Source organism: Mesorhizobium sp. C120A (genome assembly GCF_030323105.1).
GTDB lineage: Bacteria > Pseudomonadota > Alphaproteobacteria > Rhizobiales > Rhizobiaceae > Mesorhizobium.
In genome coordinates this window covers 2,799,811-2,814,523 of record NZ_CP100476.1, presented here as the reverse complement: position 1 = coordinate 2,814,523, position 14,713 = coordinate 2,799,811, and the positions used below count along the sequence as shown (strand labels likewise).

Below are 14,713 nucleotides of genomic sequence, written 5' to 3'. Positions count from 1 at the left end.
CGTTTCATAGCGCAAGCTAGAAACGTGTGACATGTCAGAATTACGATTTCTTTCGTCCGCCGCAAAAAACAATCGCTCGGTCGATCAGACCCCGCCCTCCTCGACCCGCTTCGTCAACATACGCAGCAGATCAAGCGCGGTCTCAAGCACGCGAGGCCCGATGCCCTCGCTGATGCGGTTGGCCCAGACATGCTGGCGCGTGCCGATATCCCTGATCGCGGCCCGGCCGGCATCGGTCATCGCCAGGAGCTTGGCGCGGCGGTGCGCCGGGTTGTCCGCATAGGCGGCAAGCCCTTCGGCGGCCAGAATATCGGCCAGGCGCTGCACGCTCTGGCGCGCAAGCCCCATGTCGCGGGCAATGTCGGCCACCGATTTCGGCTCCTTCAGCACCGCGCCCAGAACCTGCCAGCGCGCCGCCGTCAACCCGGCAGGCTCCGCCAGCCGGTCGGCCGCGTCGAGAAACCCGCCATTCAGCCGGAACACGGCAAGCACCAGTTCGGTGAGCACATCTCCGGCTTCGGTCCTGCTTGTCATTTCTGGCCGGCCTCGATGGTGGAAACGAAAGTGTTGACGGCTTCAGCCACCGCCTCCGGCTTGTCAAGCATCACCCAATGGCCGGAACCGGCGACGGTTCTGTGGCCAATTCGGCTGCGCAGCCGAAACAGAGCCGCCGCATTGTCATTGGCCTCCGTGGCCAGCACGAAGATCGGCCCACGATAGGCGTCGAGCGTCGGCTCGGGATTCCATTCCGCCAGCGCCTTGCCGACGCCTGCCCGAGCCGCCGGATCGACCACCGCCGCATCGGCGATGACCTGTTTGCGGACATCTGGGTTGGAGCCGGCGATCGAGATGTAATAAGCGCTCAGGACGTCGCCGCCGTTTGGCCCCGCCAGATCGTGCACGAACCCGTCGCGAATCTCTTTGGGCAGGGCGCGCGGATCGGTCGCCGGATCGACCAGCAGGATGCCGGCAACACGGTCGGGATGGCCGGCGGCATAGGCGAGCGCGGCCCCACTGCCGCCGCTATGTGCAACGAGGACAAACCGCTTCAGGCCGAACGCATCGGCCACCGCACCAATATCGTCGGCACGGCCGTCATAGCCGTAGTCGGCATCAGCTGCAGGCGCCGATGCGCCATGGCCGCGAAAATCGAAGGCGACCGCCTCACGGCCACCTGCGGTGAGCTGCATCACCCGGTTCCACTGTGTGGCGCGGCTGCAATCGCCATGCGCGAACAGGATCGGCAGGCCGCCGCCGGATTTGATGTCGTAGCCGGCAAGCTGGCCCTGCGGGCCGGCAATGGTCTTCATGGTCATCTCCCTGGTTTGGCTGGAAGCAATGCCGGGCAGGAGCATTGCGGATGAAAGGCTCGCCAGCAGAAACGCGCGGCGCGAAACGGTTTTCATGGTCATGCTCCGATCCAATTGACAGCATGCTGTCATATAGCCAAATTGACAGCACACTGTCAATAGTGACGCCGGCTGATTTCGACCTCCCCTTGACGTCGGTCACGCCGTCGCCCAACAGTCGCCAAGGGAGCGAGACATGGCATTTGACAAGCAGACGACGCTGGCCTCACCGACCGGGGCCACGCTCAATCTCTATGTGAAGCACGCGGGGGGCTCTCCACGCGCGGTAGTCCAGGTCAATCACGGCCTGGCCGAACGCGCCGCGCGCTATGCCCGCTTCGCCGATTACCTCAGCACCCGCGGCTTTCATGTCTACGTCCACGACCATCGCGGCCATGGCGCGACCAAGGCGCCCGATGCCCCGCTCGGCAGATTCGCCGGCACAAGCGGCCCGGCCAAGGTGATCTCCGATGTCGACGCAGTCCACGATTTGATTGCGAAGGAGCAGCCCGGCCTGCCGGTCATCCTGTTCGGCCATTCGATGGGTGCGTCGGTGGCGCTCAACTACCTGCTGGCGCACTCGCCGCGCGTCCACGCCGCGGCGATCTGGAACGGCAATTTCTCACAAGGCCTGCTTGGTCAGCTTGCACTCGCCATCCTCGCTTATGAGCGCTTCAGGCTCGGCTCCGATGTTCCCTCACGCGTCTTGCCCAAACTGACCTTCCAGGCCTGGGGCAAGGCGGTGCCCAACCACAAGACGCCGTTCGACTGGCTGTCGCGCGACGAGGCTGAAGTGGCCAAGTACATTGCCGACCCGCTGTGCGGCTGGGATGCCTCGATCTCGATGTGGCGCGATGTCGTGGAGATGGCGCAGAAAGGCGGCAAGGATGCGGGCTTTGCCGGCATCAGGCGCGACCTGCCCGTCAGCATCGTCGGCGGCGAGAAGGATCCGGCCTCCGACTATGGCAAAGGCATCGATCATCTCACCAAGCGGATGCGCGCGATGGGCTTTTCGAATCTGGTTTCAAAGGTTTACGCCGACACCCGCCACGAAAGCCTGAACGAGGTGAACCGCGACACCGTTATGGACGATTTCGCTGCCTGGGCCGATAGCGTGCTCAAAGAGTGACATCGCTGGCCTACCGCAAGGCCCGTGACAGCGGCATCCCGGGTTGATAGAGGCTGCGGTTCCGACCCGTTTTTGGTGATTTATGGCTGAACCTCCGCTGAAAGGCGTCCGCGTCGTCGAACTCGCCCGCATCCTGGCCGGCCCCTGGGCAGGACAATTGCTGGCCGATCTCGGCGCCGATGTCATCAAGGTCGAGAGCCCCGACGGCGGCGACGATACCCGCAAATGGGGTCCGCCCTTCGTCATGAGCCATGATGGCGAGAACCTGTCGGCCGCCTATTACCATTCCTGCAATCGCGGCAAGCGTTCCATCGCCGTCGATTTCTCGACATCGGAAGGGGCCGAGACGGTGCGCCGGCTGGTTGCCACGGCCGACATTCTGATCGAGAATTTCAAGCTCGGCGGCCTGAAGAAATACGGGCTCGATTACGAGAGCCTGAAGGCGATCAATCCAAAGCTCGTCTACTGCTCGATCACCGGCTTCGGCCAGGACGGGCCTTACGCCCCACGCGCCGGCTATGATTTCATCATCCAGGCCATGGCCGGCATGATGTCGATCACCGGCGAGGTCGGGCGCGAGCCGCAAAAGGCCGGCGTCGCCATATCGGACATCTTCACCGGCCTCTATTCGGTGATCGCCATCCAGGCAGCGCTTCGCCATGCCGAAAAGACCGGCGAAGGCCAGCATATCGACATGGCCCTGTTCGACACGCAGATTTCCGCACTCGGCAACCAGAACCTCAACTATCTCGTCTCCGGCAAGGCGCCGGTGCAGATGGGCAATGCGCATATGAACATTGCGCCCTATGAGGTTGTCCCGGTCAGGGACGGCCATATCATCCTGGCGGTCGGCAATGACGGCCAGTTCGCCAAATTCTGCGCCGCCGTCGGACTCGACCATCTCTCAGCGAATCCCGATTTCGCCACCAATCCGGCCCGCGTCGCCAACCGGGTGAAATTGCGCGAGCACATGATCGAGACGCTGAAGAACTGGGACCGAGACCCGTTGCTGGCCAAGCTCGAAGCGGCAAGCGTGCCGGCGAGCCCGATCAACAATATCGGCCAGATGTTTGCCGACCCGCAGACGATCGCACGCGGCATGCGGCTCGACCTCGACGATGGCCATGGCAATCGTCTGCCCTCGGTGCGCGCGCCGATGGTGATGTCCGGCACACCGCTGGTCTATGAACGCCCTTCGCCACGCCTTGGCGAACATACCGAAGAAATTCTTGCCGAACTGGAGAAGTCTGGACGATGAAGACCGGTGGACAACTGATTGTCGACGCACTCGAGGCGAACGGCACCGACCGCATCTTCTGCGTGCCCGGCGAATCCTATCTCGCGGTGCTCGACGCATTGCATGACTCGCCCATCCGCACCATTGTCTGCCGACAGGAAGGCGGCGCCGCCATGATGGCCGACTGCCAGGGGCGGCTGACCGGCCAGCCCGGCATCTGCTTCGTCACCCGCGGCCCCGGCGCCACCAATGCGTCGGCCGGCATTCACATTGCCATGCAGGATTCGATACCCGTCATCCTGTTCATCGGCCAGGTCGCCAGCCACGCCAAGGAGCGCGAGGCTTTCCAGGAGGTCGACTACAAGCGCTTCTTCGGCGACATCGCCAAATGGGTGGTGGAGATCGACGATGCCGCGCGCATCCCCGAACTCGTCACCCGCGCCTTTGCTGTCGCGACATCGGGCCGCCCCGGCCCCGTCGTCGTCTCGCTGCCGGAGGACATGCTGACCAGTCTTGTCGACGCGCCCGCGGCCTTGCCGCACACGCCGGTCGAAACCCGGCCCGGCGAAGCCGAACTCGATGCTTTGGAAAAGCTTCTGGCCAAAGCCAACCGTCCCTTCGTCATCCTCGGCGGCACACGCTGGGACGAGGAAGCGGTGGCACGTATGCGCACCATTGCCGAGGCCTGGTCGCTGCCGGTCGGCTGCTCCTTCCGCCGACAGATGCTGTTCGACCATCTGCACCCGAACTATGCCGGCGATGTCGGCATCGGCATCAACCCGAAGCTGGCCACCGCCATCAAGCAGGCCGACCTGGTGCTGCTGATCGGCGGCCGCATGGGCGAGATGCCGTCCTCCGACTATACGTTGCTGAAGAGCCCTTACCCCGACCAGACGCTGGTCCATGTCCATGCCGATGCCGGCGAACTCGGCCGCGTCTACCGGCCGACCCTGGCGATCAACGCTTCGCCTTCGGCCTTCGTCGAGGCTTTTGCCAAGCGCAAGCCAACCTCCACGCCAGCCTGGGCGGGTGAGACAGCGAAAGCACACGCTGCCTACCTCGACTGGTCGACGCCGCCTGAGACCGGCCCCGGCCCGGTCCAGATGGGGCCGATCATGAACTATCTGGAAAAGATTTTGCCCGATGACGCCATTTTCACCAACGGCGCCGGCAATTACGCCACCTGGGTGCACCGCTTCCACCGCTTCCGCCGCTTCGCCACCCAAGGCGCGCCGACCTCCGGTTCGATGGGTTACGGCACCCCGGCTGCGGTCGCCGCCAAGGCGCTCCATCCCGACCGCACCGTGATCGCCTTTGCCGGCGACGGCTGCTTCCTGATGAACGGACAGGAATTCGCTACCGCCGTGCAATACGACCTGCCGATCATCGTAATCGTCGTGAACAACGGCATCTACGGCACCATCCGCATGCACCAGGAGCGCGACTATCCCGGCCGTGTCGTCGCCACCGATCTGAAGAACCCTGACTTTGCCGCTCTTGCCCGCGCCTATGGCGGCCACGGCGAGACGGTCGAGAACACGGCAGATTTTGCCCCTGCCTTCGAGCGTGCCCGCGCCAGCGGCAAGCCGGCGATCGTCGAAATCAGGCTCGATCCCGAGGCGATCACGCCGACGCGGACGATGACGCAGATCCGCGACAAGAGCTGAGAAGTTAGCAGCGAAAGCCGAGTTCCGTCACACCCCCCTCTGTCCTGCCGGACATCTCCCCCTCAAGGGGGAGATTGGATGTCATGTCGCCCTTCGCCAATCTGCAGCGTTGCAGACAGGGCGCTATGGTCAGAGCTGCTGATCTCCCCCCTTGAGGGGGAGATGTCCGGCAGGACAGAGGGGGGTGCTGTCCCGCCGACGCTGCCAAGACGATCGCCCCTTTCCTGATATCTACAAGCGAGCTATCAGACCGCTGCCAGCGCCTGCGTCAGGTCGGCGATAAGATCGTCCGGATGCTCGACGCCGATCGACAGCCTGACCGTGGTCTCCAGCACGCCAATGCGCTGGCGCACGTCGAAGGGAATGCCGGAGTGCGTCATCGCCGCCGGGTGGCTGGCGAGTGACTCCGTGCCGCCGAGGCTCACCGCCAGCTTGAATATTTGCAGCCCGTTGAGAAATGCGAAGGCCGCCTTCTCTCCGCCTTTGATATCGAAAGAAAATGTCGACCCGGCGCCGCTGCATTGCGCCTTGTAGGCCCGTCCCGCTGCCGTATCCTCGCCCAGGAACGGCAGGTAATGCACCTTCTCGACCTTGGCGTGATCGCGCAGGAATTCGGCCACGAGCCGCGCATTGTCGTTGGCGCGCTCCATGCGGATGGACAGCGTCTCCAGCGAGCGGCCGAGCATCCAGCAGGAATGCGGGTCGAGTTGCGTGCCGATGGCGCCGCGCAGCGCCTTGATCGGCTTGGTCACCGCCTTGCTGCCCATCGCCGCACCGGCGATCAGGTCGGAATGGCCGCCGACATATTTGGTCAGCGAATAGACGGAGACATCGGCGCCATGTTCGATCGGCCGCTGGAACACCGGGCCGAGCAGCGTGTTGTCGCAGACGATGATCGGCGTCGAGCCTTGGCTTGCGCCGATCTCGTCGGCAATCTTCCGGATCAGTGCGATGTCGACCAGGCTGTTGGTCGGATTTGACGGCGTCTCGATGAGAATGACCGAGACACGCCCCTTCGCCACCGCTGCATCAGCAGCGGCCCGCACCGCCTTCTCGTCGACGCCGTCGGCGAAGCCGACAGCGCCGATGCCGAAGCCGGACAGCGTGCGCGTCAAAAGCGTCTCAGTGCCGCCGTAAAGCGGCTGCGAATGCAAGATGACATCGCCCGGACGGGCATAGGCGAGCAGCGTGGTGGCGATCGCCGACATGCCGGACGAGAACAGGATGCAGGCGTCCGTTCCCTCATAGACCGCCAGCCGGTCCTCGACGATCTCGGAGTTGGGATGATTGAAGCGCGAATAGACCAGGCCGGACGCCGTGCCGCTCGGCGGCTCCTTGCGGCCGGATGTGTAGTCGAAGAAATCGCGCCCCTCCTCCGCCGATTTGAACACGAAGGTCGAGGTCAGGAACACCGGCGGCTTGACGGCGCCTTCCGACAGTTGCGGATCGAAGCCATAGCTCAACATCAACGTTTCCGGATGGAGCTTGTGGTTGCCGATGTGGGTTTTCGACGGGCGCGGCGCGGTCATGGCTTTTCCTGCGTTCTAGAGGAGTCTCGTCCAGCAATTTATGCGATCCCGGTCCACCAGTCCTTGCTATTTTCGGCCTCGCATGGCTGCATCCCGGCAACAAATTGCCGAGCGAGAGCAAAAGTGCAGCAGAAGATAGCCGACGATTTCGACCGCAAGATCCTGCGCGAGCTGCAGGCCGACGCCCGCATCACCAACAATGAGCTTGCGGAGCGCATCGGCCTGTCGCCGTCGCCATGTTTGAGGAGGGTACGCCGGCTGGAGGAGGCCGGCATTATCCGGGGCTATACCACGCTGGTCGACCCGGCCGCCTTCGGCTGGAACATGGTCGCCATCGCCACCGTTCGGCTCAGCCGCCAGAACGAGGACGAGATCGTCATGTTCGAGGACGCCATCCGCGGGTGGGAGGAGGTGCTGGAATGCCACCTCGTCACCGGGTCGCGCGACTATGTGCTGAAGGTGGTGACCGGCAGCCTCGAACAGTACGAGCGCTTCATCAAGGAAAAGATCGCGCGGCTGAAATGCGTCGCTTCGATCGAGACCAGCTTCGTCATGAACACCATAAAGGAACGGCGCCTCTGACATTTGGTCAAAGGCGCCGCTCTCGAGGTCGAAATTGCCTGGCCAGGCTTATTTGATCGCCTTGTCGGTGATGGCCGTGGTGTAGGCGCCGGTCGGCGCCTTGGTGATGATCTTCTGGTCGAGCAGCGCCTTGGCGGTGCGCTCGTAGGTCGCCGGGTCGAGCTTGCCGTCGGCATTGTCGATCAGCTTGGCGACTTCGCTCATCATCCGCTTCTGGTGGTTTTCGTCCTGGCCACCGCCGTCCATGACAATGCCCGCGGCCTCGTCATTGTTGTCGATGGCATATTTCCAGCCCTTCATCGAGGCGCGCACGAAACGCACCATCTTGTCTTCGAAAGCCGGATCCTTGAGCTTGTCTTCCGAGGCATAGAGCCCGTCCTCAAGCAGGTCGTTGCCCATCGCCGAGTAGTTGAACACGGTGAGCTGGTCCGGCTTGTAGCCGGCATCGATCAGCTGCCAGTACTCGTTGTAGGTCATGACCGAAATGCAATCCGCCTGCTTCTGGATCAGCGGCTGCACGTCGAAGCTCTGCTTCAAAACCGTGACGCCGTCCGGGCCGCCTTCGGTCTTCAGGCCGAGCTTGTTCATCCAGGCGTAGAATGGATATTCGTTACCGAAGAACCAGACGCCCAGCGTGTGACCCTTGAAATCGGCTTCGGTCTTGATCGGGCCGTCCTTCGGGCAGACCAGCTCCATACCGGCCTTCTTGAACGGCTGGGCGATGTTGACCAGCGGCACGCCCTTTTCGCGCGCGGCGAGCGCCCCGCCCATCCAGTCGACGATGACGTCGGCGCCACCGCCGGCGATCACCTGCTCGGGTGCGATATCGGGACCGCCCGGCTTGATGTCGACGTCGAGGCCTTCTGCTTCATAAAAACCCTTGGCCTTGGCGACATAGTAGCCGGCAAACTGCGCCTGCGTGACCCATTTCAGCTGCAAGGTCACCTTGTCGGCGGCCATTGCCTGGAACGCGGCCAGCGACATCGCGCCGGCCAGCATCGGAATGATCAGTCTTTTCATGTTTTTACCCTCTGAAGTTAACACCCGAACCCACCGCCCTATCCACCACGGACAGAGGGATGCCAAAACGTGACGGCTCTCTCGACGAGAGCGACCACGCCATAAAAGACCGAACCCGCCAGTGCTGCAACTGCGATTTCGGCCCAGACCATATCGATGTTCATCCGCCCGACCTCGGTCGAGATGCGAAAGCCCATGCCGACCACAGGCGTGCCGAAGAACTCGGCGACGATGGCGCCGATCAGCGCCAGCGTCGAGTTGATCTTCAGCGCGTTGAAGATGAAGGGCGCTGCCGCCGGCAGCCGGAGCTTCAAGAGTGTTGGCCAGTAGCCCGACGCATAGGTGCGCATCAGGTCGCGCTCCATATGGCCGGAGGCGGCAAGACCGGCAACCGTGTTCACCAGCATTGGGAAGAAGGTCATGATGATGACGACCGCGGCCTTGGACGGCCAGTCGAAGCCGAACCACATCACCATGATTGGCGCCACACCGATGATCGGCAGCGCCGAGACCATATTGCCGATCGGCAGCAGACCGCGGCGCAGGAACGGCACGCGGTCGGCCGCAATCGCCACCAGGAAGCCGGCGCCGCTGCCGATGACATAACCGAAGATCACCGCCTTGAAGATGGTCTGCCTGATATCGGCGCCGAGCACCGGCAGGGAACTGGCGATGCGCACACCGATGGCGCTCGGCGGCGGCAAAAGGATGAAGGGAATGCCGGCGCCACGCGTCACCGCTTCCCATATGATCAGGATCCAGGCGCCGAAGATCGCCGGGATGATGAGGCGCAGCGCCATCCGCGCCCCTTTTGCCATCGGGCGAAGCCCCGACAGCACCGCCACACAGCGCCAGGCCAGCAGCCAGGCAGCGGCGAGCAGCAGGAAATACGGCGCCAATGCCGTGCCTTCGAAACCTGTAATGCCCGAGATCAGCATCCAGGCGACGAGATGAGCGCCGATGAACAGCACCGCAGCCTCGGCCAGCGGCGAAATTCTGATCATCGAGATCAGCCCTGCCAGCACGGCCAGGCCGATCATCGGGGTCTTTATCCCGAAATAGGGGTAGTCGAAGCTTGCCGTCGGGTCTGCAAGGGCGGCCGCTTCCGGCTTCGACATCGCACCGAGCGCGACGGCGACGAGGCACAGCGCAACGGCCAGCACGGCTTGCCAGGAGGGCTTCAGCCAGTTCATGCCGGCCTCCCGCCCATGGCGCGGTCAACGAGGCGCCCGGTTATGCCGACCACCATGACCAGAAGGGCCGCCACCACCGAGCCCGCCACAAGGGCGGACCAGATGTCGATGGACTGGCTGTAATAGGCACCTGCCAAAAGCTTGGCGCCGATGCCGGCGACAGCACCGGTCGGCAGTTCGCCGACAATGGCGCCGACCAGGCTCGCCGCCACCGCCACCTTCATCGAGGTGAACAGGAACGGCACCGAGGCCGGCACCCGCAGCTTCCAGAAGGTCTGCGAGACACTGGCATTGTAGGTGTGCATCAGGTCGAGATGCATGAGTTCGGGCGAGCGCAGGCCCTTCACCATGCCCACCGTCACCGGGAAGAACGACAGGTAGGTCGAGATCATCGCCTTTGGGATCAGACCGCTGATGCCGATCGCCCCCAGCACGACGATGATCATCGGCGCCACGGCCAGAATGGGAATCGTCTGGGAGGCGATGATCCACGGCATCAGGCTGCGGTCGAGCGTCGCCACATGCACGATGCCGACCGCGATGACCATGCCGAGCGCCGTGCCGAAGGCAAAGCCGAGCAACGTCGACGACAGGGTCACCCAGGCATTGTAGACGAGGCTTCGGCTCGATGTGATGGGCCGCAGGAAGGTGTTCTCGAAGAAGTTCACCGCCACCTGATGCGGCGCCGGCAGCGTCGGCTTGGGCTGCGACAGCGTCTTGCCGATGAATTCGACGGTGCCGTGGGTTTCCCCGGCGCGCCGGTCGAGGTCGCGCTGGAACGGCGCGTTGAGGATGACGGCGAAGACATACCAGAGCACCACCACGCCCAGGAGGATGGAGGTCACGGGGATGAGTTTTTCGCGGAAGGTGTCCATCTATCGCGCCTCGCCAGCGGGGCGCCCTCCTCTCCCCAACGGGGAGAGGGTGGCCGGAGCGAAGCGGAGGTCGGGTGAGGGGGTAGAAATCTTTCCGTCGAGACAAGCCAAGATCGTATCCAGGACCGCTCGGCGCTCAGCCAAAACTTCGTGATTCCAGAAGCGCAGAACCGAATAACCTTGTCCGTTCAGCCAGGCTGTCCTGGCGGGATCGGTCAGTGAATCCGCGTGTTGGCTGCCATCAAGTTCGACAATCAGCCCCTGCTCGCGGCAGACGAAGTCCGCGATGAAAGGTCCGAGCGGCACTTGCCGCACAAATTTGTAGCCGTTGAGATGACGTCCTCTCAATTCCCCCCAAAGCCGGTATTCAGCTTCGGTCTCGTCAAACCGCAGCTTTCGGGCGCGAGCGGTTGCCCCGACATTTCTCTTGGTCGGATCCGTCGGCGCCGCCCCCTCACCCGACCTCCGCTTCGCTCCGGCCACCCTCTCCCCGTTGGGGAGAGGAGCCAGCCGGTCGTTCGCCCCCTCAATCATCATAGCTGTGCCCTGCCCGCAACCCATCGCGCACGCGGGCCGCGATCGCCAAAAACTCCGGTGTCTCGCGGATGTCCAGTGGCCGCTCCTTTGGCAGCGTCGATTCGATGATGTCGGTAACCCGACCTGGGCGCGGCGACATGACGACGATGCGCGTCGACAGATACACCGCCTCGGGGATGGAATGGGTGACGAAGCAGATCGTCTTGTTGGTGCGCGCCCACAATTCCAGAAGCTGTTCATTGAGATGATCGCGCACGATCTCGTCCAGCGCGCCGAAGGGCTCGTCCATCAGCAACAGGTCGGCGTCGAAGGCGAGCGCGCGGGCGATCGAAGCGCGCTGCTGCATGCCGCCGGAAAGCTGCCAGGGGTATTTCTTCTCGAAGCCGGAGAGGTTGACGAGCTCCATCGTGCGCTTGATGCGCTCGGCCTGCTCCGCTCTCGAAAGGCCGATGATCTCCAGCGGCAGCGCCACGTTACGCTCGATCGTGCGCCACGGGAAAAGGGCTGCCGCCTGGAAGACGTAGCCATAAGCGCGTTTCTCGCGCGCCTGTTCCGGCGTCATGCCGTTGACCGAGATCGTGCCCGATGTCGGTTTTTCCAGATCGGCGATGACGCGCAGCAAGGTGGTCTTGCCGCAGCCCGATGGGCCGATGAAGGAGACGAACTCGCCCTTGCCGATGGTCAGGTCGACATTGGAGAGCGCCTCTACCGGACCGTCATTGGTCTGAAAGGTAAGGCCAAGTCTGCTTGCCGAGACGACGGCTGGCGATTGTCCCGTCATCGCTTGCTGCCTGCCTCTCGCAGCCGCCCAGGATGAAATGCCGTTGCATTCGCGTTGATGTTGCTTTCCACTCGTCCAATCCCACCCAATCGACGCCCGGAGCCTTGCCGATGTCGCCCAAACCCACTTGTCACCTTATCCGTCCTGAAAGCACTTATGAAGGCAAGCAGGGATTGACCTATTTTGCCGGCATTGCAGCCGAGACGGTCGGCTCGTCCGGCATCTGCATGCATCTGCTCACCCTGCCGCCTGGCGCCCGCGCCAAGGCGCATCTGCATGAAAGCCATGAGACGGCGATCTATGTGCTCTCGGGCGAGGTCCACACATGGTATGGCGACAGGCTCGAGAACCACATCGTCGTCAAGGCCGGCGACCTCTTCTACATCCCGGCCGGCGTACCGCATCTGCCGGCCAATCTGAGCAACGCCCCGTCCTCGGCCGTCATCGCCCGCACCGATCCCAATGAACAGGAAAGCGTCGTCCTGTTGCCGGAACTGGATGCGCTGGTGGCCTGACGCTGACGGGACTGCCGTCATTTGCACCGCGCCACTTCGCCCATGACATTGCCGTCGTCGTCGGCGACCGTCAGCTTCTTGGCGTTCTTGGCGCTGCGCTTGATGGTGAATTTGGTCGGCTCCTGTCCCTCTTCGCCTTCCGCCTCGCATGTTGCCGTCACCACCAGCGACCCATCAGCCTGCGCTTGCTTCTCCGTGAAGGTGCAGGCGCTGGCGGCGGTGACCAATGCCTCGTCGGTCAAAAGCAGCATCCGATCGGCGGCGACTTCCTGGCCGTTGCGGTTGATGCAGCCATATTTGTCCCCATAGGGTTTCGTCAGGTCGATGCCTGCCGCAAGGGCCTGACCCGCAGCCAGAACGACTATCATCGCAACAGACGGCCCCAAACCGCGCGCGCTCATTCCCCCAGCTCCAACGTCACGAACACGGTTGCAACGGCCCCATTTCTTCAAGACCGGGAATGGTCACGAAGAACCCACCCTCGCCCTTGTTGGTGACCACAACGGTTTCAGCCGTCGTCCCCGCCTCGCCTTCGGCGGAACAGGTCGCATCAAGCGATTGCGTGCCCGGCGCCCACGTCAATTGCTGCGCGAACCGGCAGCCGCTGCCATAGGTCTCGATGCCTTCGGCGGTCAGCACGATATAATCGTCCCGGCCCTGAAAACCGGCCTTTGCAAAGACACAGCCGGCATCGTTGCCCCAGGAGCCGGCCAGCCTCTCGGCCCCTGTTGCCGGACCAGCGACCACCATCGCCACGACCAGTGAAATGAGCGCCCCCGGGCTCCGCAACGTCAAACGCCTGTCGCCGGAATGCCGGTGCGTTCCACCTTGCGCGGCGCGGTAATGTCCTTCCAGGTCGACAGAGCCCGGTTGACCGCCGCGTTCGGCTCGCGGGCGACGAATTCGCCATGGCCGGGCTTGGCCTTGACCTCCGCTTCCTCGACCGACAATTCGCCGCGCGAAAAGACGAAGCGCGGCAGGCCGGTCACCTCAAAACCTTCGAAGACGTTGTAGTCGATCACCGATTGCTGCTTCTTCGAGGTGATGGTCTTCTTGGCGCTGGGGTCCCACACCACGATGTCGGCGTCCGCGCCTTCGACGATGGCGCCCTTCCTAGGATACATGTTGAGGATCTTGGCGATGTTGGTCGAAGTCACCGCGACGAACTCGTTCATCGTCAGCCGCCCGGTGTTGACGCCCGTCGTCCACAGCACGGGCAAGCGGTCTTCGAGCCCGCCGGTGCCGTTCGGGATCTTGGTGAAATCGCCGAGGCCGTTGCGCTTCTGCTTGGTGGTGAAGGCGCAGTGGTCGGTCGCCACCACCTGCAGCGATCCCGCCTGCAGGCCGGCCCACAGCGAATCCTGGTGCAGCTTGTTGCGGAAGGGCGGGCTCATGACGCGGCGCGCCGCATGGTCCCAATCCTTGTCGAAATACTCGCTCTCGTCCAGCGTCAAATGCTGGATCAGCGGCTCGCCGAAAACCCGCATGCCCTTCTGGCGGGCGCGGCGGATCGCTTCGTGGCTCTGCTCGCAGGACACATGCACGACATAGAGCGGCACGCCGGCCATGTCGGCGATCATGATGGCGCGGTTGGTCGCCTCGCCTTCCACTTCCGGCGGCCGCGAATAGGCGTGTCCCTCGGGACCATTATTGCCGGCAGCGAGCAGCTTTTGCGACAGCGCCGCAACCACGTCGCCATTCTCGGCATGAACCAGCGGCAGCGCGCCGAGATCGGCGCAGCGCTGGAACGACGCGTACATCTCGTCGTCGTCCACCATCAGCGCGCCCTTGTAGGCCATGAAATGCTTGAACGAGGTAATGCCTCTGTCGACGACGGTGGCCATCTCGTCGAACACCTGCTTGCCCCACCAGGTGATCGCCATGTGGAAGGAGTAGTCGCAGGCAGCCTTCGAGGTCTTGTTGTCCCACATCTGCAACGCTTCCAGCAGCGATTGCTGCGGCGCCGGCAGGCAGAAATCGACCACCATCGTGGTGCCACCGGAAAGGGCCGCACGCGTCCCGGACTCGAAATCGTCGGCCGAATAGGTGCCCATGAACGGCATTTCGAGATGGGTGTGCGGATCGATGCCGCCCGGCATGACGTAACAGCCGCTGGCGTCGAACTCATGGTCGCCATGCAGGTTCGAGCCAATGGCGACGATCTTGCCGTGCTGCATCAGCACATCGGCCTTCCAGGTGCGGTCGGCGGTGACGATGGTGCCGTTTCGGATGACTTTGGTCATTGTCGTGTTCCCTTGTTCTCTTCGCGCTTCTTGTGAGCGTCGTTTTGAATACAGAT

Annotated in this window: 16 protein-coding genes; 5 read left to right on the top strand and 11 right to left on the bottom strand. The window is 63.3% G+C overall.

Annotation, left to right across the window (positions count from 1 at the left end):
- Window positions 1-84 precede the first annotated feature (84 nt).
- Complete coding sequence (locus NL532_RS13595; RefSeq protein WP_023741716.1) at window positions 85-534, bottom strand: MarR family winged helix-turn-helix transcriptional regulator; 450 nt, start codon at window positions 532-534, stop codon at window positions 85-87.
- Window positions 531-1,406: an alpha/beta fold hydrolase gene (locus NL532_RS13590; RefSeq protein WP_050590969.1), complete on the bottom strand. Its 876-nt coding sequence runs from the start codon at window positions 1,404-1,406 to the stop codon at window positions 531-533. The genes NL532_RS13595 and NL532_RS13590 overlap by 4 nt, the downstream gene beginning before the upstream one ends.
- 139 nt (window positions 1,407-1,545) lie before the next feature.
- Between NL532_RS13590 and NL532_RS13585 the strand changes: the two genes are divergently transcribed.
- The 3 genes from NL532_RS13585 (at window position 1,546) to NL532_RS13575 (ending at window position 5,382) form a co-directional block, all read left to right on the top strand.
- On the top strand, window positions 1,546-2,478 hold the full coding sequence (locus tag NL532_RS13585) for an alpha/beta fold hydrolase (RefSeq protein WP_023753549.1): 933 nt from the start codon (window positions 1,546-1,548) through the stop codon (window positions 2,476-2,478).
- 82 nt (window positions 2,479-2,560) lie between these two features.
- Window positions 2,561-3,736: a CaiB/BaiF CoA transferase family protein gene (locus NL532_RS13580; protein ID WP_023829230.1), complete on the top strand. Its 1,176-nt coding sequence runs from the start codon at window positions 2,561-2,563 to the stop codon at window positions 3,734-3,736.
- Entirely contained in the window at window positions 3,733-5,382 is a 1,650-nt protein-coding gene (locus NL532_RS13575; RefSeq protein ID WP_023688002.1) for a thiamine pyrophosphate-binding protein, read from the top strand. The genes NL532_RS13580 and NL532_RS13575 overlap by 4 nt, the downstream gene beginning before the upstream one ends.
- Before the next feature lie 245 nt (window positions 5,383-5,627).
- Here the strand turns inward: NL532_RS13575 and NL532_RS13570 are convergent, their stop codons facing one another.
- The gene (locus NL532_RS13570) at window positions 5,628-6,911 is read right to left on the bottom strand and encodes a cystathionine gamma-synthase family protein (protein ID WP_023729374.1); all 1,284 of its coding nucleotides are present in this window, start codon (window positions 6,909-6,911) and stop codon (window positions 5,628-5,630) included.
- Between the two features lie 123 nt (window positions 6,912-7,034).
- Here NL532_RS13570 and NL532_RS13565 point away from each other — a divergent pair, with 123 nt between their 5' ends.
- Window positions 7,035-7,493 (top strand): Lrp/AsnC family transcriptional regulator, encoded by a 459-nt coding sequence (locus NL532_RS13565; protein WP_023682177.1) that lies wholly within the window; start codon window positions 7,035-7,037, stop codon window positions 7,491-7,493.
- A 48-nt stretch (window positions 7,494-7,541) separates the two neighbouring features.
- On the opposite strand, the gene NL532_RS13560 is transcribed toward NL532_RS13565, so the two are convergent.
- Genes NL532_RS13560 through NL532_RS13540 form a run of 5 tightly spaced genes read right to left on the bottom strand, consistent with a single transcriptional unit; the run spans window position 7,542 to window position 11,899 of the window.
- Complete coding sequence (locus NL532_RS13560) at window positions 7,542-8,513, bottom strand: ABC transporter substrate-binding protein (RefSeq protein ID WP_023682178.1); 972 nt, start codon at window positions 8,511-8,513, stop codon at window positions 7,542-7,544.
- 38 nt (window positions 8,514-8,551) lie between these two features.
- A complete protein-coding gene (locus NL532_RS13555) occupies window positions 8,552-9,706 on the bottom strand; it encodes an ABC transporter permease (protein ID WP_023729376.1) in 1,155 nt (384 codons plus the stop codon).
- Complete coding sequence (locus NL532_RS13550) at window positions 9,703-10,581, bottom strand: ABC transporter permease (RefSeq protein ID WP_023829229.1); 879 nt, start codon at window positions 10,579-10,581, stop codon at window positions 9,703-9,705. The genes NL532_RS13555 and NL532_RS13550 overlap by 4 nt, the downstream gene beginning before the upstream one ends.
- Window positions 10,582-11,115, bottom strand: coding sequence for an endonuclease domain-containing protein (locus tag NL532_RS13545; protein ID WP_084012971.1), 534 nt, complete (start codon window positions 11,113-11,115; stop codon window positions 10,582-10,584).
- Window positions 11,108-11,899, bottom strand: coding sequence for an ABC transporter ATP-binding protein (locus NL532_RS13540; protein WP_023687997.1), 792 nt, complete (start codon window positions 11,897-11,899; stop codon window positions 11,108-11,110). The genes NL532_RS13545 and NL532_RS13540 overlap by 8 nt, the downstream gene beginning before the upstream one ends.
- 110 nt (window positions 11,900-12,009) lie before the next feature.
- Here NL532_RS13540 and NL532_RS13535 point away from each other — a divergent pair, with 110 nt between their 5' ends.
- Window positions 12,010-12,414 carry a cupin domain-containing protein gene (locus NL532_RS13535; RefSeq protein ID WP_031193071.1) on the top strand — a complete coding sequence of 135 codons (405 nt, stop codon included), beginning with the start codon at window positions 12,010-12,012 and terminating at the stop codon, window positions 12,412-12,414.
- Window positions 12,415-12,431: 17 nt separating this feature from the next.
- Here NL532_RS13535 and NL532_RS13530 read toward each other — a convergent pair whose 3' ends face one another.
- From NL532_RS13530 to hydA, 3 genes are read right to left on the bottom strand one after another with little or no spacing between them, the layout of a single operon-like run.
- Window positions 12,432-12,815 carry a hypothetical protein gene (locus NL532_RS13530; RefSeq protein ID WP_027050643.1) on the bottom strand — a complete coding sequence of 128 codons (384 nt, stop codon included), beginning with the start codon at window positions 12,813-12,815 and terminating at the stop codon, window positions 12,432-12,434.
- Window positions 12,816-12,831: 16 nt separating this feature from the next.
- On the bottom strand, window positions 12,832-13,209 hold the full coding sequence (locus NL532_RS13525; protein WP_023668216.1) for a hypothetical protein: 378 nt from the start codon (window positions 13,207-13,209) through the stop codon (window positions 12,832-12,834).
- Window positions 13,206-14,657 (bottom strand): dihydropyrimidinase, encoded by a 1,452-nt coding sequence (gene hydA / locus NL532_RS13520; RefSeq protein WP_023712057.1) that lies wholly within the window; start codon window positions 14,655-14,657, stop codon window positions 13,206-13,208. The genes NL532_RS13525 and hydA overlap by 4 nt, the downstream gene beginning before the upstream one ends.
- Window positions 14,658-14,713: the final 56 nt, after the last annotated feature.

Bases quoted from the DNA above. Each gene is read 5' to 3' on its own strand.
- NL532_RS13590 (WP_050590969.1), bottom strand. From the start codon at position 1,406: ATGAAAACCGTTTCGCGCCGCGCGTTTCTGCTGGCGAGCCTTTCATCC.
- NL532_RS13585 (WP_023753549.1), top strand. From the start codon at position 1,546: ATGGCATTTGACAAGCAGACGACGCTGGCCTCACCGACCGGGGCCACG.
- NL532_RS13595 (WP_023741716.1), bottom strand. From the start codon at position 534: ATGACAAGCAGGACCGAAGCCGGAGATGTGCTCACCGAACTGGTGCTT.
- NL532_RS13530 (WP_027050643.1), bottom strand. From the start codon at position 12,815: ATGAGCGCGCGCGGTTTGGGGCCGTCTGTTGCGATGATAGTCGTTCTG.
- hydA (WP_023712057.1), bottom strand. From the start codon at position 14,657: ATGACCAAAGTCATCCGAAACGGCACCATCGTCACCGCCGACCGCACC.
- NL532_RS13550 (WP_023829229.1), bottom strand. From the start codon at position 10,581: ATGGACACCTTCCGCGAAAAACTCATCCCCGTGACCTCCATCCTCCTG.
- NL532_RS13580 (WP_023829230.1), top strand. From the start codon at position 2,561: ATGGCTGAACCTCCGCTGAAAGGCGTCCGCGTCGTCGAACTCGCCCGC.
- NL532_RS13555 (WP_023729376.1), bottom strand. From the start codon at position 9,706: ATGAACTGGCTGAAGCCCTCCTGGCAAGCCGTGCTGGCCGTTGCGCTG.
- NL532_RS13540 (WP_023687997.1), bottom strand. From the start codon at position 11,899: ATGACGGGACAATCGCCAGCCGTCGTCTCGGCAAGCAGACTTGGCCTT.
- NL532_RS13570 (WP_023729374.1), bottom strand. From the start codon at position 6,911: ATGACCGCGCCGCGCCCGTCGAAAACCCACATCGGCAACCACAAGCTC.
- NL532_RS13535 (WP_031193071.1), top strand. From the start codon at position 12,010: ATGTCGCCCAAACCCACTTGTCACCTTATCCGTCCTGAAAGCACTTAT.
- NL532_RS13560 (WP_023682178.1), bottom strand. From the start codon at position 8,513: ATGAAAAGACTGATCATTCCGATGCTGGCCGGCGCGATGTCGCTGGCC.
- NL532_RS13545 (WP_084012971.1), bottom strand. From the start codon at position 11,115: ATGATTGAGGGGGCGAACGACCGGCTGGCTCCTCTCCCCAACGGGGAG.
- NL532_RS13575 (WP_023688002.1), top strand. From the start codon at position 3,733: ATGAAGACCGGTGGACAACTGATTGTCGACGCACTCGAGGCGAACGGC.